Raw genomic sequence first — 21,859 nt, 5'->3', positions numbered from 1 at the left:
ATTCCGTTAAATATATGGTCAATTCAGAGCTCTCTCAGCGCTTTCAATGTTAGGCGCATTTTTGAAGAAATGGTTATTCCCTTTTGAGGTAATGCAACATAGCAGTGAAAGTGCTGAGAGGCTCACCTTGTGCGGCTGATGTTTAAGGCATTAGAAAATCACTCTATGCTGCGTAGGTGGCTTTCGATATAGAATAACTATTAGCGACAACCCACTTACTTGCCTATAGTAATTTTAATTCCCGCTGAATGAACAACGATTCAATGGAACTGGTATAACTTAGCATGGTTAGCAAAGCAAAATATATGTCTACCATGTTCACTATTATTCAGGTTCAGTATTGGCTAGCCACTATAGATAACGAGCGAAGCCCATACCCTCTTTCAATGACTTTGTCGGAGCCTGAAATGCAGGCGTTCCTATATAGAGAAACCCAACGATTTGATCAGTTGCTTCAAGGTCGAGTAATTGATGTACATTTCTATCAAAAGCGAAAGCCCCTGTACGCCATATGCCGCCAAGTCCCTGTGCAAACACCGCTTGCTGCATTGCCATTGCAGCGCAACCTGCTGCGAGCTGTTGTTCAAAAGCTGGAACTTTGGGATGTTGCTTCACTTTTGCCACCACAGTGATGACCGTAGGAGCTCTCAACGGCATATTGCTAGCTTTACTGATAAAATCTTCTTCGGCATCATTCAATCTAGCGGCTTTGGCAAAAATGTTTCCTAGTGTCTTAAGCCCATCGCCTGTGGCAATAATAAACTCCCAGGGGGTCAAACCAGCATGGTCGGGTACGCGAGCCGCTGCATCTAAAATGTTCTTCAGCTGCTCATCTGTCGGGCCTGGTGCGATCAGGCGGGGGGAGGATTGTCTGGTCAATAAAAGTGTTAATGCATCCAACGTATTGTCCTTAATAAACTGCGATTAATGCTGACTTAAGATGAGAGTATCAAGCCGCCAAAAAAAATCCCACCTATTTGGTGGGATTTAATAAAGAGGACATAATGCAAGCGTTAAGCAATACCGTTTTTCTTCGCGATGTAATAATCAACACTGGTATAGCGCCCGCCGCCCATAAACACCAGTGCCAGCAACATAAAGAGATAGGTAATGGCAAATTCAATACCGTTATTGAGGACAACGAAGTTACCCGAACTGGTTAGCCACTCATAATTACCGTTTTGTTGTAACAACTCTTTCGCGCGTTCAAGCTTCTCAGCTGATGCTAATACTTTATCGTTTGCTAACCATGAACTGGCATCGGCAATGGCTAACCAGCCATTATCCCAATGAACGGCAAAGGCGGCAACCAACATGGTAAACGACAATGGGATGGCGATTAGTCGAGTCGCTAAACCAATGATAAGCAGACCACCACCGACAAACTCAGTGCCAGCCGCTAATATCACCATCAACTCAGGAAACGGCAGACCGAGCCCCCAATCAGGATTACCGAACCAAGCGGCGCTGTCACTAAAGTGGGAAAGCTTATTGTAGCCTGCCTGCATCAATACGGGGGCAAGATAGAGCCGTAAGGCTAACGGTGCAATACCTTCAGCATATCGAATGATGTTTAGAAATTTTTGATATAGTTGTCCAAGTAGCATGTCGATCCCTCTTTAATTCTATTATCCCATTAGACCTTCACAAGCATCACAATCTTTCAACTCCAAGCAATAAAACCTGTCAAGCTGCCTAGATGTGGATCTAGATCTCCTCACTCATTTCAGTAAGATCTTTAATGAGTGTATTCAACTTTTTTGCAAAGCGCTGTTTTTGTTTTGTCGATGCTAATCGATTTAGCTGGATCAGCAGCTCACCATACCTGGTGGTGTTGTCATCCAATATTGCTTGGTAGGCTGTTGATTTTAGCGTTTCTGGCTGGGTCATTAGCAAGGTTAAGCTATGAGAGAGTGCGATTTTGTTTTGCCTATTTTTTAATGTCTGTGAGAATAAACGGATCCAATCATGGCGGTATTCAAGCCACATATCTAAGCTGTCACCACGGGCAACATTGTAGTTGTGTATTGCCGTTTTTTGGGAGAGTAACAGCTTACCAATCCACTTTTTAACTCGTTTTTCAATACGCTCGTCAGCCATTTCAATTAATTGCTGCTGACTCTTACCAAGGTACTTTTTGTTAAGCTCTTTTTCTTCGACTCTAAGTTGAGCAATGACCTGCTCTACCTGTTCATCCGAGAAGGAGCTAATTAACGGGGTCAGCGATGGTTCAATAAAATCAAATACCCTAACCCAATGAGATTTGGCTGAACGCACATGGTCATTCCAAGATTGCGTAGTGAAATCTTGATTGCCAATTTCAGCCGCGAGTTGGACTAATTGATCTTTATAACGGGGTAACTCTTGTGCTCGGTGCCAAGCTAGAAAGGTATTTAATGCGACTTCAAATTGTTTGTCCTGCTTATCATCTAAGCTAACGTACTCTTCGAGTTCCCATTCGATAGCCCAATCCAAAAAGTAGTAACCCACTTTGGTTGAGCACCCTAATAAAGTAATCGATAACAAACTCCATAAAATCACTTTTCTCATATAAATACGCCCCGACTGTTAATACCAACCTAGCACAGAATATCGGCAATCGTATGAACGGTTACAAAGTGTCAATAAATGGCTGCTTAAGACTGGCTAAATCACCACAGCCCCTAATTGCAAAATCCAATCACTTGCGGCAGGCATTCCGAACAAAGTCAGCATGAGATCCAAAGTAAACTGGCAGACTATTCCAAAGCGTTTCGGCAGGTGTAGAAACAAAAGACCGCTAATCTAGACCTCACCATAAAGCCCCGCAAGTGCGAGGTTTTGGATTCAAAAATGAATACATTTAGCTGACATTAAATTGTTTCTCTTACCTAATTAATTTTTCTTAATTTTGTCAAAAACGGCGTTTTTAATTCGATCCAACAATATTGCGATTGCGATAGTTATAAAAAAGTGGACGAAAAAACCATCCCTATTAATCGAGAGTATATCCATCAGATTACTAACAATCTGCCCTATAAAGCCTGTGGTAATACCGATAAAAAACATGATACTACCGAAGTTCCCATCATCATATTGAAGATCGAAAAGGCTTATTAGCGCATATAAAATAAAACTCAACAGAGTAAAAGCCAAAAACACATTTCGGACAATCAAGTGCCACATTATTTATTCTCCTCAAAAGTTTCTTTAGGTAATGGTTTATCAAAGCCGGGAGCATTAGGTACATTCATTTTACTTGTATCCACCCCCGCAGCTTGCAACAGACCAGACACATAAGAATTTGAGTTAAATGTACTAGTTCCATTAGGGTCGAATGAATAGTCAGCATTGTCTTGATAATTACCATCTAACCCTATCATTTTATCTACAAATTGCTCTTCTGACATTCCTTCGGGTAAGTTTACTTGTATACCCCCACTATGTTCAGGGGCATCATATTCTCTATTGTAGTCACTAACCAAATTGCCATTACCAACAACGACACCAGAGCTTGGGCCGGCCCCCATTGTTCCATATTTTTGTCCTTGCGAATTTGTTAACCGACCAATAGAGCTAATGCGGCCAGTATTATTGAAATGAGAAGGATTGTTCGGAGTAATAGTTATAAGTGAATGATTTTTCCCAGAATTATAGGCACCAATAGTCACTTCGTGCCATTGCACTTTTACTTCTCTACCGTCAGGGTCAACATACTTATACGGATTGTTATTCGCATATGCATATCTGTTAAAGCTATGTATACCTTTGAACCCAACAGGATCATTCGAATAAAAACGACCTATGAGTGGATCATAGTATCGTGCCTGCATATACATTAGTACAGAGTACGACTCTAATTATTAACGATATTTTTATAATAATTACAGTCTGTTATGACTATAGTTCTTCTGTGTGAATTTGGTAGTATTCGGACAGTAAAAAGCCCCGCAAGGAGCGAGGCCTTAGATTCAGTAAAATTAATCTTATCCCAACAAATTACTCAGTGAATTTGCAAATTTCATTCTGATAATCCCACATGCCACCGTTATCTAAACAGGAATCAATCTTTAGTTCAGCGCGTATATATAAAGCTAGGGCGATGAACAGCACCAAAAATATTAGTACAGTTATAATTGTTTTCATCTTCATATCCTATTCTTCATCAAGTGCTTCTGGTCTTTGTGAACCACAGGCTACGGGGCACTGTTGAGGTTCATTGGACTCACGCATTTCTTTTCCCGCCTCTCTTCCTTGTTTATTTGCCTTTTGGTCCTCTTCACTTGCCGATTCAGAATCACCCTTTATATTCTGATCAGTCCATTCACGGACATCACTAATGACTTCAGCAGTAAGTTCACCAAGCTCTCCCTCAAATGATGCTTCACAATTAGCTTTACAATGAAAGTATTTATCCGCTCCGATAGTATTAGCCTTACGCATTGCTCTATAGTTCTTGAGAAAATGCCCAGAAGATTTACCAACTTCTACAGCTTGCGGGGGAGTATTGTGATTTCTCGATGGCGTAAACGCCAAAACATTAGACTCACCGTTCGGATCGACATACTTATAAGGATTATTATTGGCGTAAGCATAACGATTAAAGCTATGAATATCACGTACACCAATTGGATCACTCGAATAAAAACGACCTATGAGTGGATCATAGTATCGTGCCTACATATACGTTAACTAAGAACCGCATCTTGCAGATGAACGGTGTAGCCTATGCCCTCTTTTTCACCTTCTAGGCGTTTATCAAAAGGCTCATAGACCGAGCGACTGATTGGTGTGCCCTGCATATCGGTATGTTGCTAGCGTAACAAAATATTGTTCGCCGGAAGCGCTTTTAGCGTAACGTCTCTATATTATGAACAGCTGGCAATCAGCTGCAGGTATTGGCTAGCGCAATCGAGGTAGTTACTTGCCTGCTCAGCAGAGGAAAGCTGTTGGCTGCGGTTGTCAGAGTTGCCTGTTAGCACAATATTATCAAACGCCATTTGTAGTGCCCAACACACGGCAAAGACCCAGTAGAGATCGACGGCGGCAGGCACCGCATGAACTGCGTGCTGGTTCAAATTACTTTGCTGCTGTATATAGTTTTCTATCAACCAATGTCGCTGTTTTGAAGACAACGAATGGCTGGCAATGATTGATGCGAGATCGCACAAAGGATGCGAGCTACAAGCGTATTCAAAATCAATACAGTTGAGCTTATCTTGTACGACTAAAATGTTATAGGGGTTTAGGTCTCGATGGCTAAACTGCAAATTGACTAAGCACTTATCGAGGGAGTCGAGCATTACCGCTATTGCGCCAGTTTGGGCGAAAAGGCTATCAAACAGCTGTAACCAAGGCGTAATACTTGGATGACTAGCGCTTGGTTGACTCAGTAGCTTCTGCTGCATTTGGCTCAAACGTGCGTTATAGATCTGCCACTGCTTCTCCACCCCGATTACATTTTTAGGGGCGGGTAGCTGCTTTAAGCCATTGAGTAATTGCAATAGCTGTTGCTCAGCTCCTGGCCAATACTCTTGGGTGTTGGTCATTGGATGAGCGCCATTGGCACTAATAAGCTCATTCCAACTACGGTCATTCTCTTGAGCGATAAATTCACTTAAATAAAATTGCTTATCGGCACTGACATAGACCATCTTTGGCGCGAGGCTAGCATCACTTGCAGAGCGCCAAGCATCTACCTCACTATTTCGATCACAGATCTGAGAACTCGCCCAGCTGTTAACCCTGAGCACCCATTCCGACTCTTCAGCCTTACTCCCATGTAAGCCGCGTACATAGTAGTTTTGATTGCTTAGCCCTTGGGTCAATGGGGCGATAACACTCACTCTACTCAAGCCTGACTGGGTTAAATAGCCAGCTAACTGTTGTTTAAGTGAGTCACTCACTTAAACCGCTCCAGCCACGACTGTTATGCTGTCATTTGACTGCTGTGCTTTCATTTTATCGCGCCACATAAAGTAGCCAAACACCACCATGACCACATAGAGTACAAACAACACAGAAGTTAACATCAGGCCCTTACTGACATATAAGTAAATCGAAACAGCATCGATCACAAACCAATAAATCCAGTTTTCCAACACTTTTTTAGCAACCAAAAAGGTCGTCATCACTGCAAAGCAGGTCGTTGCGGCGTCCAAGTAGGGAAATGAAGCTTGAGTCTGTGTCGCCATAAAATAGCCAATAATTAACGCCAATAATGTAGTGGCCGCAATCAACTTAAGATGAGTCGACAGTCGCCATGAGACTATGTTAACGCCATCATGGGCATTGCCACCTTTGGTCCACAACCAATAGCCATACACGGCCATCGCCATATAGTAAACGTTAAGCACCGACTCCATCAGTAACGACACATTCCAAAACAACACCGTATAGATCGCTGTGCTGGCTAATGCTGCAGGCCAGCACCATACACTCCCTTTCATTGCTAATATCAAATAGGCTAGCGCCAGCAATACTGCAACCGCTTCCCAGGCTGTTAAGGCTTGTGCCTCTCCAAACGCTGAAGTAATACTATCCATCAAAGGTAACCACAAATCTGCCATAAAACTCAATCTCTTTATTGACGCTAATAATCATCTGAAGTTAAAAGCAAATAGCCACAAAGTATCTATACCCATCCCACTGATCCCTGCATCTTCAGGTAGGATGGGGATATACAACTCCGTGGCTACTTGTCATTACAGCGGTAGATATCCGCAGTGACTTTAACTATAGACAGTGAGTCGCTTACTCACTGTGGCTTAAGTCGAGTTCACCGCCGATAAACTTAACAACAAATACCGCCTTGCCCCACTTCTCGTGCGCCGCTTCCATCTCAGTTGCCAGCATTGCCATCACCTCAGCATATTCACCGCACACCTGTGTTGCCATGGCGTTAGTCACCCGCTGGATATTGTCATAACTATCAACTCGACCTATAAACCATCTAATAGGATCTAAATAGTTGTCTTGTAGTGGGTAGCAACTAATTTCTGCAGTTAACTTCATTTTCTAACCTCAAGCATTTATTGCTGATAACAATATTAAAATTAATAAGCTTTTTTTAACTAGGATTTACATAAACTTAACGTTTAAGGTAAGTCCTAATTGGCGTGGATCACCATAACGTACATACTGCTTATCTGCCCAGCCTAAATCAGGCTCATTGCCGAAATAGAAACCTCGAACGCCGTATTGTTCATCAAACAGGTTGCGCCCCCACAGGTATGCAGACCACATTTCAGCTTCGTATCCAATCTTGGCATTAAAAATCTGGTAAGCATCAGATTTAGATTCGTTACTGTCAGAGTAATAGAAGTCACTCTTGCCGCTGGCGTTCACGTTTGCAAACCAGCCAGAATCGCTACGGTAAGTGGCACCAACACTAAAGGTAAAGTTCGGTGAATGGGCTAGTTCGCGACCAGAAAGATCGACAATCCCCCCATATTTATCTTCATACTGGTAATCACCGTATTCGGTTTCTAACCAACCTAGACTGGTGTAAAGCTTGAGATTGTCAGTGGCATACCAGTTACCGTCTAGCTCTGCACCGTAGTTTTGAGAGCTACCCGCGTTTTCGGTAAACAGAATGAAGTTACCCTCTTCGCCAGGCACTGTAGATTGTTGTGACGCAGCAACTTGTTGATCTTGTCTATCCATAAAGAATACCGACAGATTAGTGCTTGCTTGGCCATCAAACCAAACCGACTTTAAGCCCACTTCATAGTTATAAAGGATTTCGGTGTCGTACTCTTTTTTATCGGCAAGCTCTACTGGCAGTGACATATTAAAGCCACCCGCTTTATAGCCTCTGGCGACACGGATATACGACTCGTGGTTTTCGCTAAGCGCTTTGCTTAACGCAATATGGCCGCCCCACATAGTTTCACTAGGCTCAAACTCATCGCCAGCGGAATCACTGTATTCGCTATCACGGCGCTCAACACGTAGACCAACCGATAAAGCATAGTTAGCGCCTAAATCAGAGTCCAGTTGGCCAAAGAGTGCATAGTTTTGCGCTTCGTATTCTGCAGTAAGCTGGTTATATGTATCGACGGTCTCATTGTCTTCTTGTAAGTCCATCGCATACACACCGACAAGCCAATCAGTGCTGTCGGCAAAGATACGGCCAGATTCTGTTGAAGCTAATCTAAACTCTTGGGTTATGGTTTGCCTATCGCCTTTCTTGTCCCAGTTATACTCATATTCACATGGGCTGCCGTCGCAATCTCGACTTTCCCAGTAGTCAGGGTTTGCCCAGTCGCCATCATAATTATGACGAGTATTTGAATTTGCAAGCGAGGTTAATGAGGTTAGTTCAACGTTTTCAGCACCAGTATAGGTAAACTTCAATGCGGTACCGTTGGTGGTTTGCTTATCAACACCTGGGGCGTCAGTTAACGTATCGAAGCCGTTATTATCTAATGTCCAAGCATCATAACCATTATCGTAGTCTGCAAATAAGAAGGTCAGATCTATCTCTAGCTCTTCTGTAGCGTACCAACGCAGTTTTGCGCGGCCGGTAAATTCGTCACGGTTATTGGTGTCGCTCTCGCCAAGATAGAGATTATCTCGATAGCCGTCTTGTTGATGTTGCTGCAGTGACACACGATAAAGCAAGTTTCCAGAATCGGTCAGTGGACCGGAGCTAAAGCCGCTGAAGGTCTGCAGGTTATCATCACCTAAGGACACCTCGGCGCCATGTTCAAACACATCGGTTGGATCGTTACTCTTAAGATAGATAAGGCCCGCTAATGCATTAGCACCGTAGCGGGTGCCTTGTGGTCCGCGTAATACTTCAACTTGTTGTAGATCGTACATGCTGGAAGCCATGCCTAAACCTGATAAATCAATATCATCAACAATAAAACCGACAGAGGAGTTAGGTGCGCCTTGATACTCCTCTTGCTCGCCAACACCACGAATTTGAAAGTATTTAGGTCTTGAGCTACCGCCAGACCAGTTGAAGTTTGCAATTGAGTTTAAGAGATCTTCAAAGTGCTGCGCACCTTGATCCTCTATTTGCTGTTGATCAATGACTGTGACACTCGATGGCATCTTTTCTAACGATGTACCACGAAAATCAGACGTCACAACCATGACTTCCATCTCATCAACAGGCGTCTCAGATTCTGTATTAGCAAAGGTTGGTGATGACACTAGCGCTGCCATGACGGCAACCGCAACAGGAGAATAAACTTTTAGATTTAACATAGGACCTCAAATTATAATTTTGAGATCCGGCAACATAAAGAAGCGATCGGGAAATGAATTGTGGCCCATTCCTACGCCGGTATAAGCCGGATCAGGTTCAAAGGGTTCGTTTTTCAACATCTCAGTTAAAGTCTAAAAAATCCAACTTTCGGTTTATAGACTTTAACACCCCTTGGCGCGGCCGATTATACATGAGTTTTACAAAGCGATGACACACTTCTTGCTATTACTGAACGTTACGCATAAAAAAACGCCAACATTGCTGACGTTTTAATAACAAATACTGAATCTCAGCCTCTACTGCTTAATTCGAGAAAGCTTTTCTTACATATAGCTCAAAACGCGTTGCATTGACATTAGGCGCTACGGCGGAGACTTGCAGTTGCTGCTTACCGTGCAATTTGACTGACTTCCAGCTAACGCCTTCATCATCAATAGTCATGCCACTGGTATCAAACCAAGTAAATTTATACTGTAAGCGCAAGTCAGTCGACACCTTACTGATAATCGTGCCTGTGCCCTGTAAAAACCCACCTTCAGGGCGTGCCATTACACTTTGAACCTCGACCTCTTTTGCAAAGCTATTATTATCAATACGTACTTCACCTTTGGATCCCGCCATTAGGCCGGCGGTGTGTGGTGCACAAGCCGCTAAAATAAGCGCCGTAAATAAACCTAAAATCAATTTCTTCATTTTGTTCCCTAGAATAAAATCATTCGGTGTTGTTACAAGGATAATCCAAATTAGTCGATTAAGAAATGAGCTCTGGCCGTGGCAATCAAGTGTTTTCGATTAGTCTGCCAGCAATTAATGCTCACATTTGCCACTCGTCGACCTTGACGGGTTATCTTACATTCAGCAAAGCTGTCTTTATGGTAGCCAGCTCTGAGGTAATCAATTGAAAAATCTACGATTTTCGGAACTTTAGTCGCTTGCATAAACACCATTAACTGCACAATGGCTGACATTTCCATAAAGCCTGCGATGACACCACCGTGTAGCGCCGGCAGCACAGGGTTACCGATATTGTCATCTTTTGCTGGTAATTTAAACACCAGTTCGTCACCAAAACGTTCGACCCCCATACCAATAAACTTGGCGTAAGGAACATGTTCGAGTAAGTGACCAAAATCATTAAGTTCCGTTGCTTTTCGAACAATACTTTTTACATCTAGTTTTGCAGCATCACACTCTAAAGGATTAGGGTTAGTCATGGCGCGGCTCCCCCATCAATGCTTGTCTAAACTCTTCACCCACCATCTCCGGACTAATTCGCATAAAAGAGCCAACCGCGTGTGCAATGGGATCGTCTATTGAATCTTGGTAGGCAATAGCGCGAGTAAACGCTACGCTTGATGACAACTTATAGCACTGCGCAAAACCATAAACAGGCTTAAAGGGTTCAGCAGGTTTCATATAATCAACACGCAAATCAAGCGTTGGTGAGATCTCTAAAGCTTGATACTTATCAAAAATAGAACATACCACTGCGCAGCCACTGGCTGTATCCATTAATGTCGTTATGACACCACCGTGAATAACACCAGTGTCTGGATAACCAACAAGTTGAGTATCGTAAGGCAGTTCAATGAGGACGTGTTTAGCACAGCCCTCGAGCACCTTTAACTTTAACCTTTGGCATTGAGTAAGTTGCGCAACAAATCGACTTGCCATTTCCGTCAGTGGGAAAACATCGGCAGTTTTATTCATCGTGCTTTACTCAACATAGGCCCTAAAGCATGGCCTCCCACTAAATGCATATGAATATGAAACACCTCTTGGCCTGCATCTTCATTGCAGTTCATGATAAGACGATAGCCGCCTTCAGCTACCCCCTCTTCCTGAGCCAATTTGGCCGCAACAGACATCATTCTGCCCAACGCTTTCTCATCAGAGGCCTTAATATCGTTGACAGTCGGGATAAGATGATTGGGGATGATCAATATATGAGTCGGCGCTTTTGCACTGATATCTCTAAATGCGGTGACTAGCTCATCTTGAAATAAGATCTCAGCTGGAATTTCACGTCGAATAATTTTACTGAATATGGTTTCTTCGGCCATTCTATTGCCCTCATCAGAATAAGTTAAGCCTAGTATACTCGAAAAACAGCATCAGGCGATTGGCGTTTTTTTCAAGCAAACACTGTCATTACCATGATTAGATTACAGATTGAACAGCTGTATACACATTATGATTGACTTTCGGGTCGTATCCATTTTTAATAAATAAAAAATTTTAGGACATATCATGCTCACCGTTAAAGAAACCGCACTGCTTAATGCTGCCGCCGAGCTTATACAGGAAAAAGGCATGATTGCGCTAAATATGTCTGATGTTCACAAGAGAGCTGGTTACTCACGCGCTGCTCAATATCAGTCTTTTAGTGACAAAAATTCATTGCTCGCTGCACTTAGCATGCGAGAACTGGTATTCAATACTCTCGCGCTGGAGGAGAAGCGATACTCAGATCTCAGCGGAGATTTTTCGGTCGTTTTAAGGCCTGTAGTGTATCGTTACCTCAAATTATCAGACAGGCTTATGATTGACTCTGCCTTTAACAATATGCTTAAAGAGGTCAGGCTACTGCCTGATGAGGAGCAATTTATATTTTGGAAAAGAGGCTTTGAGTTTTTAAACAGTGAGCGAGAACAGGACAAGTAATAGTAACGTTATCTTATATATGGCCAAAACAACACAACTTCCTCTGTTGATTTGGCTTATATACCCATCTTACTTGAAGGTGCATCTTCAGTCGGTTTGGGTATAGGCAGTGCAATAAATATTAAAGTTCGATGCTAGTATTATCCCGCTTTAAACAACGCTTGTTTCGAAATGATTTTTCAACATTTAATGCCACTGGCGGCGACGGCTCTCTGACTTTCAAAAATATTTGATAGCAAGCGGTGCACACATGACGTCCAAGCAAAGTATTCTTAGTTTCATATTCATTACAAAAAGTACACAAGCCAAAACTACTCACTTTACCTAAGCTCAAAGGTTTTATTTCAGTAGCTGCATTTTGTTGCTGGTTATCCAGTATGCTTAAGGTGCTATGGCTTAACCCGACGAGAAGCAGCTTGACAATATACAAGGCCAATGCCAATAAAAGAGTGACCACCATAGTTAAAATACTGGTTTCTGATCCCTGCGATTTGATAATAAACATCAACCCAGAAAAACACATAAGCACTACAACCAACACCAAGGTATGATCTAGAAATTTTAGCTGTTGCCTAAACTCGTCAACTTTGTTCATTTATAGAAGCTCTATTATCTCAGCAGAAATTAACTAACACAGGGTTAGCTTTGTTCCTTAACCAGGTAAACAACACCATCCTTTTCATAAACGTTTTTAACCTCATCCCCCTCCCCCAGTACAACCACTTTATTGCCTTTATTTGTGATCGCGTTGCCAGCAGCATCTAGCACAATCGCCAAACCTAATGCCGAAAGTAGTGGCGATTGATACGCGTGATAATGATGGTGACTTTTAGGTATGACAATGACTTTTGCCCGCTTATACGGTTTATAGGACTTATTAACTTTCTGGCATTTTACACCACCCGCCCTTTCACATCCGACGGTAGCCGCTTGGACAGAAAATGTCGCTGATAAAATAGTCATAGCCAGTAGCATAACTTTAGTCATATTCACCTCTTTCGATTTCATAGTATAAACGAGGGCGATCATATCAAACAACTACACAACTGTATAGCCTGCCGTGTATATTGTTTTTCAGTGACAAAAAAGGCGCTACATGTAGCGCCTGAAGTAAGTTTACCTAGCCTAGTATCCCTACTGAGGCTATCTGGCTATTATTTATTGAATAACTTCATGCATATTCATTTGCGCCCAAGCGATTGCTTGACCGCGGCTAGATACGCCTATCTTTCTAAAAGCACGGTAGAGGTGGGTTTTAATGGTGCTTTCACTAACAAAAAGTTCATTGGCAATATCTATATTGGTACTCCCAGAACGGAGTACCTGCAGAACCTCTCGTTCTCGGATAGTTAAGTTATCATGCTCTTCATTCGTAGCTACTTTGTGCAAGATTTGCTTATTAAACTCTTCTGGAATCGATGTTAGTCCCTTAACTATTTTGTCCATACCGGTACCGATAGTGTCTAATGAAACACCGGAATAGAATACGCCTGCAGTGATGTTACTTTGTACTAAAAAACCTGCATCAACCTGCTGAGGATAGTGCAGAAAAACAACGCGGGCCCCGCTACGTTCTTTCTCTAACTTTTTTTGAATTTGATAAGCTTTCTGAATATCGACACTCGAGAGATCGATAAGGACTAAATTTACTCTGTTTTCAGTAAAATTATCGATAATATTATCTGGTGCTACATTGTGAATTTTGACTAAAAACTGTTGTGGCCATCGAGTATTGAGCAAATCGACTAATATTTGCGAGCGGGTTACCATAACCCAGTGCATAACTTTAAACATCTAACTCTCCATGTTTACAGTGTAATCTTCCCTGTATGTATGAGTGTAATACATAATTTAGATAATAAACTAACGAAAGTAATTCAATATTGAGAAATTCTAATGTTCATGAATTTTATTATTTATAGACACTGATGACACTTAGATTACACACTTATAGTGTGTCATTTAATACACTTCGCGGCTGTTATACATAATTACTATAACTAATAACGAGTTTATTGATTAATCACTTTATCAAACTCAACAAGAAAGAAGTCATTCAATTTATCCTAATGCTAATAACACCATGTTTGCCAGTAAGTTAGAAATAGCGTTATAGTCATGAAAATATTGAAGAGTAAAACTGCCAGATAACACTTTACTACTAAATATCGCCAAGAAGAGAATCAAAGCAATATTCTTAGCAAAGGAAATTTAGATGTTTATACTCATAAAAATGTTAACTCTACAAAACGCAAACTCTTGCCTTTTGCTCCATACGACACAAAACTAGCGTGACCTTAACCAAGCAAGTTTTGCTTGGTAACGCATTTTACTTACTGGTTCTGCTGCATAATCAAGCGCCTTTAGCAACGCACTCCTTGCTTGCTCTGTCTCGCCTAACTGGGTGTGAACTTTGGCGAGTTCAAAGTATGCTCTATGAAAATAATGTGTGTTATCAATGAACTTAAACAGGAATATTTTGGCGCTTTGGTAATCCCCTTCTACTATTGAATCCTGTGCCACCATATACCATTTATAAGGATTAGAATCATCTAACTCGAGCAAACGTGACTTTACCACTAACGCATCAGCGGTTCTGCCTTGACGCACAAGTAAGTAGTGATAATTACTCAGTAGCGTTAATTTATCGTCAGAGACTTCAAGTCCATATAAGTACAAGCGTTCTGCATCTTTGTCAAAACCTAGCCGCCTCAACAGGACTGCCATCATGTTAATCGATGGTGCATAGTTATCGCTAAAGTCAATGCTCCTTCTTAACAAAAGGTAAGCTAACGGTAGATCATTATCAAAAAGAGCGTCAGCTGCCAAATTACGGTAAAACATGGCGAAAAATAAATCTTTATTGATTACTCTTCCACCCCGATCATATCGCTCTGGAAAATAATCAACTGATATTCTTTTTTTAGCAGAAAAAAATGTATTTCCATCCCCTATAGAAGGCTCATAGAGGAATGTTCTTACATGGTTAGAAGTAACAGCGTAACGATCTGTGACGTCTAGCAACATGGGCATAGTGTGCATAACTTGAAAGTTAACATCTACTTGAAGCTGTTCAGCAATACCATAAGTCAATAATGCGAGCGACATACAATTGCCACGATTAAGTCTAAGCGCCGTGCTTGCACTGTAATTCTGCCCTTCATAATTAAAGTTAACCAAGCGCTGCCCCATAAATCTTGCAACCTGATGATTAGCTGACAATGTGCTTATGTCACTTTGTTGTATAAAATGCTCAATTTTTTTAATCTGCGGGGCGGTCAAAGTCAACAAATCTTCGGGCTCTGGGATCTTGTATGCAGTAGCATCAACTTGATAATCAAGAGTTGGCATTTTCGGTGCTTCAACCAGCTGCTTTTGTGTACTTTGGCAACCACAAATAATAACAAATACCGTCAACAACAAATATTTCATCGATCTCCGTCCTTTGAGATGTTTATTTATTCAACAGTATATCAAGTCTCAGCCAACTACAACGTCATAATAATCAACATTAAAATAGTACAAGTAATAAAGCCAGCAGCGCAAAAGCCACCGTTAAACATTGCCAAAAAAGCAGTGGCTGAGTATCAATTAGAGGGGCTTTCACCACTGATTCTTGCCACTGTTTTACCGGTTGTGTCATCTCAAATAACCATTCACTGCTATCTGCTTGACGCTGCTCAGGTGCTGTACTAAGCGCCTTTTTAAGGGCTTTATCCATCCAAATGGGTACCAGCGGGTTGATCTCATAACTGGGAATATATTGCAGCTTTAAAAAATCCTGCTTTGTTTTGCAGTACTGCTGCTTTCCGCCAAAGGGAAGCTGTCCTGTTAGCATCTCAAATGCAATAACCGCAATCGAGTACAGATCCGCTTTTTGTGTCACTTGGTAGCCCAATATACTCTCTGGCGCCGAATATTCAGCCGTACCCAATATTTTGTCTCGCTGCAAAGGAGTTGTTATTTCAGCGATCCCCTTGATGTAACAGGAACCAAAATCGATGATCTTCATCCTGCCATCATTGGTTATGATTAAATTGTCTGGTTTTAGGTCTTGGTGCAGCGTTTCTTTGCGATGAAATGCGCGAACTCCAGCCTCTAGCTGTTTTAATAGCCCTAAAACCTGTTGTACATCGGGGCTTGGATTGTGTTTTATCCACTGACTAATTGAATGACCTGGAAGATATTCAGTTAAATAATAGAGCGCAGACTTTTCTCTGTCACGATCGAGTATCGACACTACATTGGGGCTATTAATACGCCTGCCTATCCAGCTTTCTAACAAGAAACGTTCAATGTATGCTGCATCATCTAGATAATTGACCGAAGGTGTTTTCATACACATCAGACTATCTTGTTCATTTTTGACTAAATAGACTTGGCTTCTTTGGCTTTGGTGTAATGTATCGACTACCTTGTATCCATCTAGCATCATGCCGATATTGAGCGGTGGCGGAAATGGCAAGTTTGATAGACTTTGATATACCTCATCAATATTCTTATCCGGCAGTGCCTCGATATATAATAACTGACAACTGGCGTTATCTTGCGAACCACGCATCAGTGCCAGCTCTACCATTGCTGTACAAAATGCGTCGCACTCTTTGTCAGAAAAGCCATTACTCGTTGCCTCATTAGCATGGTGTTGCCAGAGCTGCTGCAATCTCGACCTAATCTCAAGGTCGGTGATAACATCATGCACGCCATCGGTGCTGAGAAAATACAGATCGCCTTTGGCAACCGTTAGCATTCTGTAATCCACATCCACATTAACATCGAGCCCCATAGCGCGAACCAGATATTGCTGATTTTGTCCCACAAGGCTGGTGTGATCGTGGCTAAGCTTATCAAGCGTACCGTTTCGATAGCGGTACACTCTTGAATCCCCAACATGAAACATATGCAGATGACAGGACTTAAAAACCAAGGCGCTAAAGGTACATACATAACCCCGCCTCGCATCACGATAATCTTGTCCTAAACCATAGAGCCAGCGATTAAGAGCCGTTAATACTTGAGTGCTCGACTTCTCTACCGACCAAAGATCCGGCGTTGAGTAATAATCGGCTAGAAAGTTACTCACACTAATCGCCGACGCTGCGGCGCCACTTTCTGCGGTACTCACGCCATCACTAATGGCTGCAACAGCGCCTTTGGTCGTTAGCATAAGTCCGCTCGGTATACGGATCCCAATGGCATCTTCGTTAGCCGTTTTAACGCCTTTATCGGAATACTGACCCGCAGCAATCACTAACCCGTTAACCGGCTTTAAAGACGCAATAGCGTCATCTATTGAACAGTATCCATTAGATGTGCCGTCAGTTGAAAGCTTGGTTGGATTGTTAAGTTCAGTGTTAACTGCAACCGATTCAGCCATACTCGGTAAACTCCGTTAATTTACGCTGATCAAAGTGACTTCACCTTTCTCATTCACTTCTGCCATATGCCCTTTCGGCTCCGTCATCAAGAACACGGTAAAAAAGCCAAACAGTGCACTTATCGCAATAACGTAGAAGAAAGTTTGCGTCGATACCATGGAGTAAACGGTTAAAAAAAACACTGCACCAACATTACCGTAAGCCCCAGTCATTCCGGCTATCTGCCCCGTCAAACGGCGTTTAATCAATGGCACAGCAGCAAAAACAGCCCCCTCACCACCTTGAACAAAAAACGAGCACGCCATCACCACAACTATGGCTAGAGGTAATGCCCAAGTACCATCAATTTGCGCGACACCGAAGTAGCCAATCGCCAGTCCTGCGGTCAGGATCAATAATGTTGATTTACGACCGAAACGGTCACTAAGCCAGCCCCCTCCGGGACGAGACATCAAGTTCATAAAGGCGTATGACGATGCAACTAGTCCCGCCTGCGCAAGACCTAACTCGAATGTCTCAGCAAAATACAGCGGCAACATAGAAACTACCGCCAATTCGGAGCCAAACGTTGAAAAGTACAATACGTTAAGCACTGCAACTTGCTTAAACTCATAACGTTCAAACTGAGGGATCGTGCCCGTAAAGACCTGCTTATTAACTTGATAGGTTTGATACACATCGATGATAAAGATGATAACCAGTAATAAGTATATGCCATTGACAACTTGTTCACTAAACATCGCCACCCCCGCTGGTGACAACTTCCAAGCCAGCAATGCTAATGTGGCATACATAGGCAGCTTCATAATAAGCAATAATGCAAAATCGCCTTTACTGGTGACTTCAAGGGCGCCCGCTTTTTTGGGCCTAAAATAAGTTGAGCCTTTGGGTGTGTCAGTCACATTGAAGTAGTAGATAAACGAAAAACCTAAGCTCAATAGTCCTGTAAGGCCGATGGCATAACGCCATCCATCATCACCACCAAATGCTAGCGCTACTGCAGGTAACGTGAAGGCTGCGGCCGCGGAGCCAAAATTACCCCATCCACCGTATATGCCTTCAGCCGTGCCCAGCTCCTTTGCAGGAAACCATTCACTTACGATACGAATACCGACGACGAAACCAGCGCCAATAAACCCGAGTAGAAAACGCGCCAATGCCAGCTGCTCGAAGGTGGTTCCCAAGGCAAACATAAAGCAAGGAATTGCACAAAAACCAAGTAGCAAGGAGTAGACTAATCTTGGACCATACTTATCGGTCACCATCCCTATCAATACCCGAGCAGGAATCGTTAAGGCGACATTGAGAATAAGCAGTGTCTTGATTTGCGAATGTGTTAGTCCAATACTCTCAGCAATCACACTGAGCAAAGGCGCCGCATTAAACCACACCATGAAGGTAATAAAAAATGCCATCCAACTGAGGTGCATCACTTTCATTTTTCCAGAAAATGAAAATAGATTAAAACGGTCCTGACTCATACTTTTATTATCCATCATCGAAGCACTCCTCCTTAAGCTAATGCACGAGCCAGAACGTTGCCTGACTGACACTTGACTTCAAAAACATCAACACTAAGTGATTCATTTTCCAAGCACTGACCCGTTGTTAAGCTGTAGTGTTGTTTATGGATGGGTGAGGCAACGTACAGCTCATTATTGAGCTCACACAATAGCCCTCGAGAAAGCACGCTAACCCCCGTCGCAGGGTCAATATTATCGATCGCAAATATTCCGGCCTCTCCTAAGTTAAATACCGCGACGGCTCTACCTGCAACCCATGCTGCGACACCTCTTTTTGCTGGTAACAGCGACTCTTCACAAATACTGACCCAACTCATACCAACACCTCCTCTTCATCTAGCAGGGTGATAGCAATATCCCCTACTACTGATTTACTGCGACTTACCTCGATAAACGTCTGCATATCAGACGCTATGGGAAACTTTTGCTCACGTTGATACTGATACTGATTTTGCGTGCTAGCAGGGGCAAATTCTGGATTCACAAACTCACTAAAACGCTGTAAAAAGGCCTTATCTTCTAAGCTGGTTTTCCATTCGCACTGATAATTGGCGACAACTTTATCCATCTGCTGCTCTAACTCGTGATTAACGCCCAATGCATCATCAATAATCACTGACTGCAAATACTCAAGCCCACCCGCGAGTGATTCCATCCACACCGACGTTCGTTGTAAGCGCGCTGCCGTTTTGCTGTAGAACATTAAAATGCGATCGATGTACTGAACTAACAGTTCAGTGGACAGATCTGTGGCAAATAGATCGCCATGCCTTGGTCGCATACCGCCATTTCCGCACACAAACAGATTCCAGCCTTTTTCGGTTGCAATAATTCCAATATCTTTGCTTTGCGCTTCGGCGCACTCTCTTGTGCAACCCGACACTGCAAACTTGATCTTGTGCGGCGAACGCAGCCCCTTATACCGATGCTCTAATGCAATGGCTAAACCAACCGAGTCTTGCACGCCATAACGACACCAACTGTTGCCAACACATGATTTAACCGTCCGTAGTGACTTACCATAAGCATGCCCGGTCTCGAATCCTTCAGCTATTAGTTCGGACCAAATTTCCGGCAGATCTGAAAGTTGTGCGCCAAACATATCGATACGTTGGCCACCGGTTATCTTGGTATAAAGGTCATATCGTTTAGCTATTTTCCCCATAGCTATTAATTTGTCAGGGGTGATCTCTCCGCCCGCAACTCTTGGCACCACTGAGTAGCTACCATCTTTTTGTAGATTACCGAGATAGGCGTCGTTACTGTCTTGCAGAGCGACATGCTCTTCATTAAGCACATATTGGTTTTCTAGCGTGGCAAAGATAGATGCTGCAACGGGTTTGCAGATATCACACCCAAGTCCCAATGGCGAGGCATTCGTTTTAGCATGGCGCTGATATAAGTGTTCAAAATCTTTTATATTTTCAACCTGACACAGGTGGAATAATGCCTGGCGGTCATGCTCGAAGTGACAACAGATCCCAGATTCAGTGTCTAAGCCTTGGGCCTGCATAGTGTCATCAATGATCTGTTGTACTAGTGCCGAACAACCACCACAACCTGAAGCCGCTTTAGTACAACTCTTAATTTCAGCAAGTTGATGATTACCAGCGATCACCTGCTCAACAATATCGGCTTTAGTCACCTGATGGCAGGAACACACTATGGCGTTATCTTTTAGTGTTAAAGGTGCTGACTCATCGGTCAACAATAGGGTTACCGCTGGCTCTTCAAGCACATCGCCTGACAAGTACTGACTCAATAAATGGCTGTACTCATCGACATTACCCACAAGGACAGCGCCGCGAAGATAAAGCCCCGTTTCATCAAGCCATAGCTTTTTGTAGACCCCGGCTTGCAGGTCACTCAATTCAACATATTGTGCCCCTGCAAAACCTCGACTCTCACCAATAGAGGCGACATCGACCCCAAGTAACTTTAACTTAGTGCTCATGTCAGCTCCGGTAAATGTCAAAGGAGCCTCCACTCGCTCAGGCACCTGCAGAGCAATTTGTGACAAGGCTACTTTTGCCATTTGGTATCCCGGCGCAACTAAGCCGAATATCTTTTGCTGCCATAAGGCACATTCCCCTATCGCATAAACATCTTTAGCAGATGTCTGGCAGTTATCGTCAATCACGATCCCACCCCGTTCACCAATACCGATATCACTGGTTCTTGCCAATGTATCTTGCGGACGAATACCTGCCGAAAAGACAATCATGTCAGTTTCTAAAAAGCTGCCATCGCTAAAATTTAGCCGATGCTGGGCACTTTCCCCATCGACTATCTCTTGAGTGGCCTTGCTTAAATGCACGCCAAGCCCTAGCGCTTGTATTTTTTGCTTTAGTAGCTCACCGCCTTTGTCATTTAACTGCACGGACATCAGCTGTGGTGCAAATTCAACCACATGAGTCTCTAGACCTAAGGCACTCAATGCATTTGCCGCCTCAAGCCCGAGTAATCCGCCGCCGATCACAACCCCAGAGCTCGCATTGAGCGCAGCTTGTTCAATCGCCTCTAAATCTTCAATGGTGCGATAGACCATACAGTCACGACGATCATTGCCTTTTATGGGTGGTACAAACGGATAGGATCCTGTGGCCAATACGAGTTTGTCATACTGGATCTGCTGGCCATTCGCCGTTAGCCGCTTATTAGCAGTATCAATATGAGAAACCTGCTGCCCCAAATGCAGTTCGACACCTTTCGCTGCATAGTCTGCTTGCGTGGTTAACATCAGTTCATCAGCACTGCTGCTGGCAAAGTATTTTGATAGCTGTACTCTGTCGTATGCAGGGATATTTTCGGCCCCAAAGACCTCCACATCATAATGCTGGCTCAGCTGCTGTTCACATAACTGCTCTACAAAATGGTGGCCAACCATGCCGTTTCCCACAACGACCAACTTGGGTTTACTTGTTTTCATGTATCGCCCCTCTCGCTATCCACACTGGTTTTTTTGCCAGCAAAAAGGCGCCTATCTCCTTTGCAGGAGATGGCGCCTTTGCCAAAAAATTTAAATTGTTAGTTATCTAAACCGATTGCTCTCTTCTCTTTCTATATTGCAGAGAATATGCCAATCTACATTGAAT

General features: G+C 43.0%; 22 protein-coding genes, 1 pseudogene and 1 riboswitch. Of the genes and pseudogenes, 1 reads left to right on the top strand and 22 read right to left on the bottom strand.

The window, feature by feature from the left end; all coding sequences use genetic code 11:
* Positions 1-351: 351 nt before the first annotated feature.
* From JK628_RS10020 to hinT, 14 genes and pseudogenes are all read right to left on the bottom strand, one after another.
* A complete protein-coding gene (locus tag JK628_RS10020; RefSeq protein ID WP_202289332.1) occupies positions 352-900 on the bottom strand; it encodes an NAD(P)H nitroreductase in 549 nt (182 codons plus the stop codon).
* 113 nt (positions 901-1,013) lie between these two features.
* On the bottom strand, positions 1,014-1,607 hold the full coding sequence (locus JK628_RS10015; protein ID WP_202289331.1) for an HvfX family Cu-binding RiPP maturation protein: 594 nt from the start codon (positions 1,605-1,607) through the stop codon (positions 1,014-1,016).
* A gap of 100 nt (positions 1,608-1,707) precedes the next feature.
* On the bottom strand, positions 1,708-2,550 hold the full coding sequence (locus JK628_RS10010; RefSeq protein ID WP_202289330.1) for a DUF6279 family lipoprotein: 843 nt from the start codon (positions 2,548-2,550) through the stop codon (positions 1,708-1,710).
* A 614-nt stretch (positions 2,551-3,164) separates the two neighbouring features.
* Complete coding sequence (locus JK628_RS10005; RefSeq protein WP_202289938.1) at positions 3,165-3,665, bottom strand: hypothetical protein; 501 nt, start codon at positions 3,663-3,665, stop codon at positions 3,165-3,167.
* A 24-nt stretch (positions 3,666-3,689) separates the two neighbouring features.
* A pseudogene (locus JK628_RS23460) lies at positions 3,690-3,818 on the bottom strand (RHS repeat-associated core domain-containing protein); the annotation flags it as partial.
* Between the two features lie 316 nt (positions 3,819-4,134).
* Entirely contained in the window at positions 4,135-4,608 is a 474-nt protein-coding gene (locus tag JK628_RS23455) for a hypothetical protein (RefSeq protein ID WP_272931657.1), read from the bottom strand.
* A gap of 239 nt (positions 4,609-4,847) precedes the next feature.
* Positions 4,848-5,885, bottom strand: coding sequence for a phosphotransferase (locus JK628_RS09985; protein ID WP_202289329.1), 1,038 nt, complete (start codon positions 5,883-5,885; stop codon positions 4,848-4,850).
* Positions 5,886-6,548, bottom strand: coding sequence for a nicotinamide riboside transporter PnuC (gene pnuC / locus JK628_RS09980; protein ID WP_202289328.1), 663 nt, complete (start codon positions 6,546-6,548; stop codon positions 5,886-5,888).
* 184 nt (positions 6,549-6,732) lie between these two features.
* Positions 6,733-6,993: a hypothetical protein gene (locus JK628_RS09975; RefSeq protein WP_202289327.1), complete on the bottom strand. Its 261-nt coding sequence runs from the start codon at positions 6,991-6,993 to the stop codon at positions 6,733-6,735.
* A gap of 66 nt (positions 6,994-7,059) precedes the next feature.
* The gene (locus JK628_RS09970) at positions 7,060-9,198 is read right to left on the bottom strand and encodes a TonB-dependent receptor (protein ID WP_202289326.1); all 2,139 of its coding nucleotides are present in this window, start codon (positions 9,196-9,198) and stop codon (positions 7,060-7,062) included.
* 51 nt (positions 9,199-9,249) lie between these two features.
* Positions 9,250-9,381: riboswitch (TPP riboswitch) on the bottom strand.
* A gap of 121 nt (positions 9,382-9,502) precedes the next feature.
* Positions 9,503-9,892, bottom strand: a complete 390-nt coding sequence (locus tag JK628_RS09965) for a YcfL family protein (protein WP_202289325.1) — start codon at positions 9,890-9,892, stop codon at positions 9,503-9,505.
* A 50-nt stretch (positions 9,893-9,942) separates the two neighbouring features.
* The gene (locus tag JK628_RS09960; RefSeq protein WP_202289324.1) at positions 9,943-10,413 is read right to left on the bottom strand and encodes a PaaI family thioesterase; all 471 of its coding nucleotides are present in this window, start codon (positions 10,411-10,413) and stop codon (positions 9,943-9,945) included.
* The gene (locus JK628_RS09955) at positions 10,406-10,909 is read right to left on the bottom strand and encodes a PaaI family thioesterase (RefSeq protein WP_202289323.1); all 504 of its coding nucleotides are present in this window, start codon (positions 10,907-10,909) and stop codon (positions 10,406-10,408) included. The genes JK628_RS09960 and JK628_RS09955 overlap by 8 nt, the downstream gene beginning before the upstream one ends.
* Positions 10,906-11,262: a purine nucleoside phosphoramidase gene (gene hinT / locus JK628_RS09950; RefSeq protein WP_202289322.1), complete on the bottom strand. Its 357-nt coding sequence runs from the start codon at positions 11,260-11,262 to the stop codon at positions 10,906-10,908. The genes JK628_RS09955 and hinT overlap by 4 nt, the downstream gene beginning before the upstream one ends.
* A 187-nt stretch (positions 11,263-11,449) precedes the next feature.
* On the opposite strand from hinT, the gene JK628_RS09945 reads away from it, so the two are divergent.
* Positions 11,450-11,863: a helix-turn-helix domain-containing protein gene (locus tag JK628_RS09945; protein ID WP_202289321.1), complete on the top strand. Its 414-nt coding sequence runs from the start codon at positions 11,450-11,452 to the stop codon at positions 11,861-11,863.
* A 121-nt stretch (positions 11,864-11,984) separates the two neighbouring features.
* On the opposite strand, the gene JK628_RS09940 is transcribed toward JK628_RS09945, so the two are convergent.
* The 8 genes from JK628_RS09940 to nirB form a co-directional block, all read right to left on the bottom strand.
* A complete protein-coding gene (locus JK628_RS09940) occupies positions 11,985-12,458 on the bottom strand; it encodes a hypothetical protein (protein ID WP_202289320.1) in 474 nt (157 codons plus the stop codon).
* A 44-nt stretch (positions 12,459-12,502) separates the two neighbouring features.
* Positions 12,503-12,850 (bottom strand): hypothetical protein, encoded by a 348-nt coding sequence (locus tag JK628_RS09935; protein ID WP_202289319.1) that lies wholly within the window; start codon positions 12,848-12,850, stop codon positions 12,503-12,505.
* Between the two features lie 171 nt (positions 12,851-13,021).
* Complete coding sequence (locus tag JK628_RS09930; protein WP_202289318.1) at positions 13,022-13,657, bottom strand: response regulator transcription factor; 636 nt, start codon at positions 13,655-13,657, stop codon at positions 13,022-13,024.
* Positions 13,658-14,149: 492 nt separating this feature from the next.
* Positions 14,150-15,214, bottom strand: coding sequence for a tetratricopeptide repeat protein (locus JK628_RS09925; protein WP_202289317.1), 1,065 nt, complete (start codon positions 15,212-15,214; stop codon positions 14,150-14,152).
* A 160-nt stretch (positions 15,215-15,374) separates the two neighbouring features.
* The gene (locus JK628_RS09920) at positions 15,375-17,240 is read right to left on the bottom strand and encodes a bifunctional protein-serine/threonine kinase/phosphatase (RefSeq protein WP_202289316.1); all 1,866 of its coding nucleotides are present in this window, start codon (positions 17,238-17,240) and stop codon (positions 15,375-15,377) included.
* A 15-nt stretch (positions 17,241-17,255) separates the two neighbouring features.
* Entirely contained in the window at positions 17,256-18,722 is a 1,467-nt protein-coding gene (locus JK628_RS09915; RefSeq protein WP_202289770.1) for a NarK family nitrate/nitrite MFS transporter, read from the bottom strand.
* 32 nt (positions 18,723-18,754) lie between these two features.
* The gene (gene nirD, locus JK628_RS09910; RefSeq protein WP_202289315.1) at positions 18,755-19,081 is read right to left on the bottom strand and encodes a nitrite reductase small subunit NirD; all 327 of its coding nucleotides are present in this window, start codon (positions 19,079-19,081) and stop codon (positions 18,755-18,757) included.
* Complete coding sequence (nirB, locus tag JK628_RS09905; RefSeq protein ID WP_202289314.1) at positions 19,078-21,693, bottom strand: nitrite reductase large subunit NirB; 2,616 nt, start codon at positions 21,691-21,693, stop codon at positions 19,078-19,080. Before nirB ends, nirD begins: the two co-directional genes overlap by 4 nt.
* Positions 21,694-21,859: the final 166 nt, after the last annotated feature.

Origin of the sequence: Shewanella sp. KX20019 (assembly GCF_016757755.1) — a bacterium.
GTDB lineage: Bacteria > Pseudomonadota > Gammaproteobacteria > Enterobacterales > Shewanellaceae > Shewanella.
The sequence above is the reverse complement of the archived record's forward strand: the minus strand, read 5'-3'. Positions and strand labels throughout refer to the sequence as shown.

Bases quoted from the DNA above. Each gene is read 5' to 3' on its own strand.
- JK628_RS10010 (WP_202289330.1), bottom strand. From the start codon at position 2,550: ATGAGAAAAGTGATTTTATGGAGTTTGTTATCGATTACTTTATTAGGG.
- nirB (WP_202289314.1), bottom strand. From the start codon at position 21,693: ATGAAAACAAGTAAACCCAAGTTGGTCGTTGTGGGAAACGGCATGGTT.
- hinT (WP_202289322.1), bottom strand. From the start codon at position 11,262: ATGGCCGAAGAAACCATATTCAGTAAAATTATTCGACGTGAAATTCCA.
- JK628_RS09930 (WP_202289318.1), bottom strand. From the start codon at position 13,657: ATGTTTAAAGTTATGCACTGGGTTATGGTAACCCGCTCGCAAATATTA.
- JK628_RS09945 (WP_202289321.1), top strand. From the start codon at position 11,450: ATGCTCACCGTTAAAGAAACCGCACTGCTTAATGCTGCCGCCGAGCTT.
- JK628_RS09955 (WP_202289323.1), bottom strand. From the start codon at position 10,909: ATGAATAAAACTGCCGATGTTTTCCCACTGACGGAAATGGCAAGTCGA.
- JK628_RS09935 (WP_202289319.1), bottom strand. From the start codon at position 12,850: ATGACTAAAGTTATGCTACTGGCTATGACTATTTTATCAGCGACATTT.
- JK628_RS09970 (WP_202289326.1), bottom strand. From the start codon at position 9,198: ATGTTAAATCTAAAAGTTTATTCTCCTGTTGCGGTTGCCGTCATGGCA.
- pnuC (WP_202289328.1), bottom strand. From the start codon at position 6,548: ATGGCAGATTTGTGGTTACCTTTGATGGATAGTATTACTTCAGCGTTT.
- JK628_RS09920 (WP_202289316.1), bottom strand. From the start codon at position 17,240: ATGGCTGAATCGGTTGCAGTTAACACTGAACTTAACAATCCAACCAAG.
- JK628_RS09960 (WP_202289324.1), bottom strand. From the start codon at position 10,413: ATGACTAACCCTAATCCTTTAGAGTGTGATGCTGCAAAACTAGATGTA.
- JK628_RS09965 (WP_202289325.1), bottom strand. From the start codon at position 9,892: ATGAAGAAATTGATTTTAGGTTTATTTACGGCGCTTATTTTAGCGGCT.
- JK628_RS10015 (WP_202289331.1), bottom strand. From the start codon at position 1,607: ATGCTACTTGGACAACTATATCAAAAATTTCTAAACATCATTCGATAT.
- nirD (WP_202289315.1), bottom strand. From the start codon at position 19,081: ATGAGTTGGGTCAGTATTTGTGAAGAGTCGCTGTTACCAGCAAAAAGA.
- JK628_RS09975 (WP_202289327.1), bottom strand. From the start codon at position 6,993: ATGAAGTTAACTGCAGAAATTAGTTGCTACCCACTACAAGACAACTAT.
- JK628_RS09925 (WP_202289317.1), bottom strand. From the start codon at position 15,214: ATGCCAACTCTTGATTATCAAGTTGATGCTACTGCATACAAGATCCCA.
- JK628_RS09915 (WP_202289770.1), bottom strand. From the start codon at position 18,722: ATGAGTCAGGACCGTTTTAATCTATTTTCATTTTCTGGAAAAATGAAA.
- JK628_RS09940 (WP_202289320.1), bottom strand. From the start codon at position 12,458: ATGAACAAAGTTGACGAGTTTAGGCAACAGCTAAAATTTCTAGATCAT.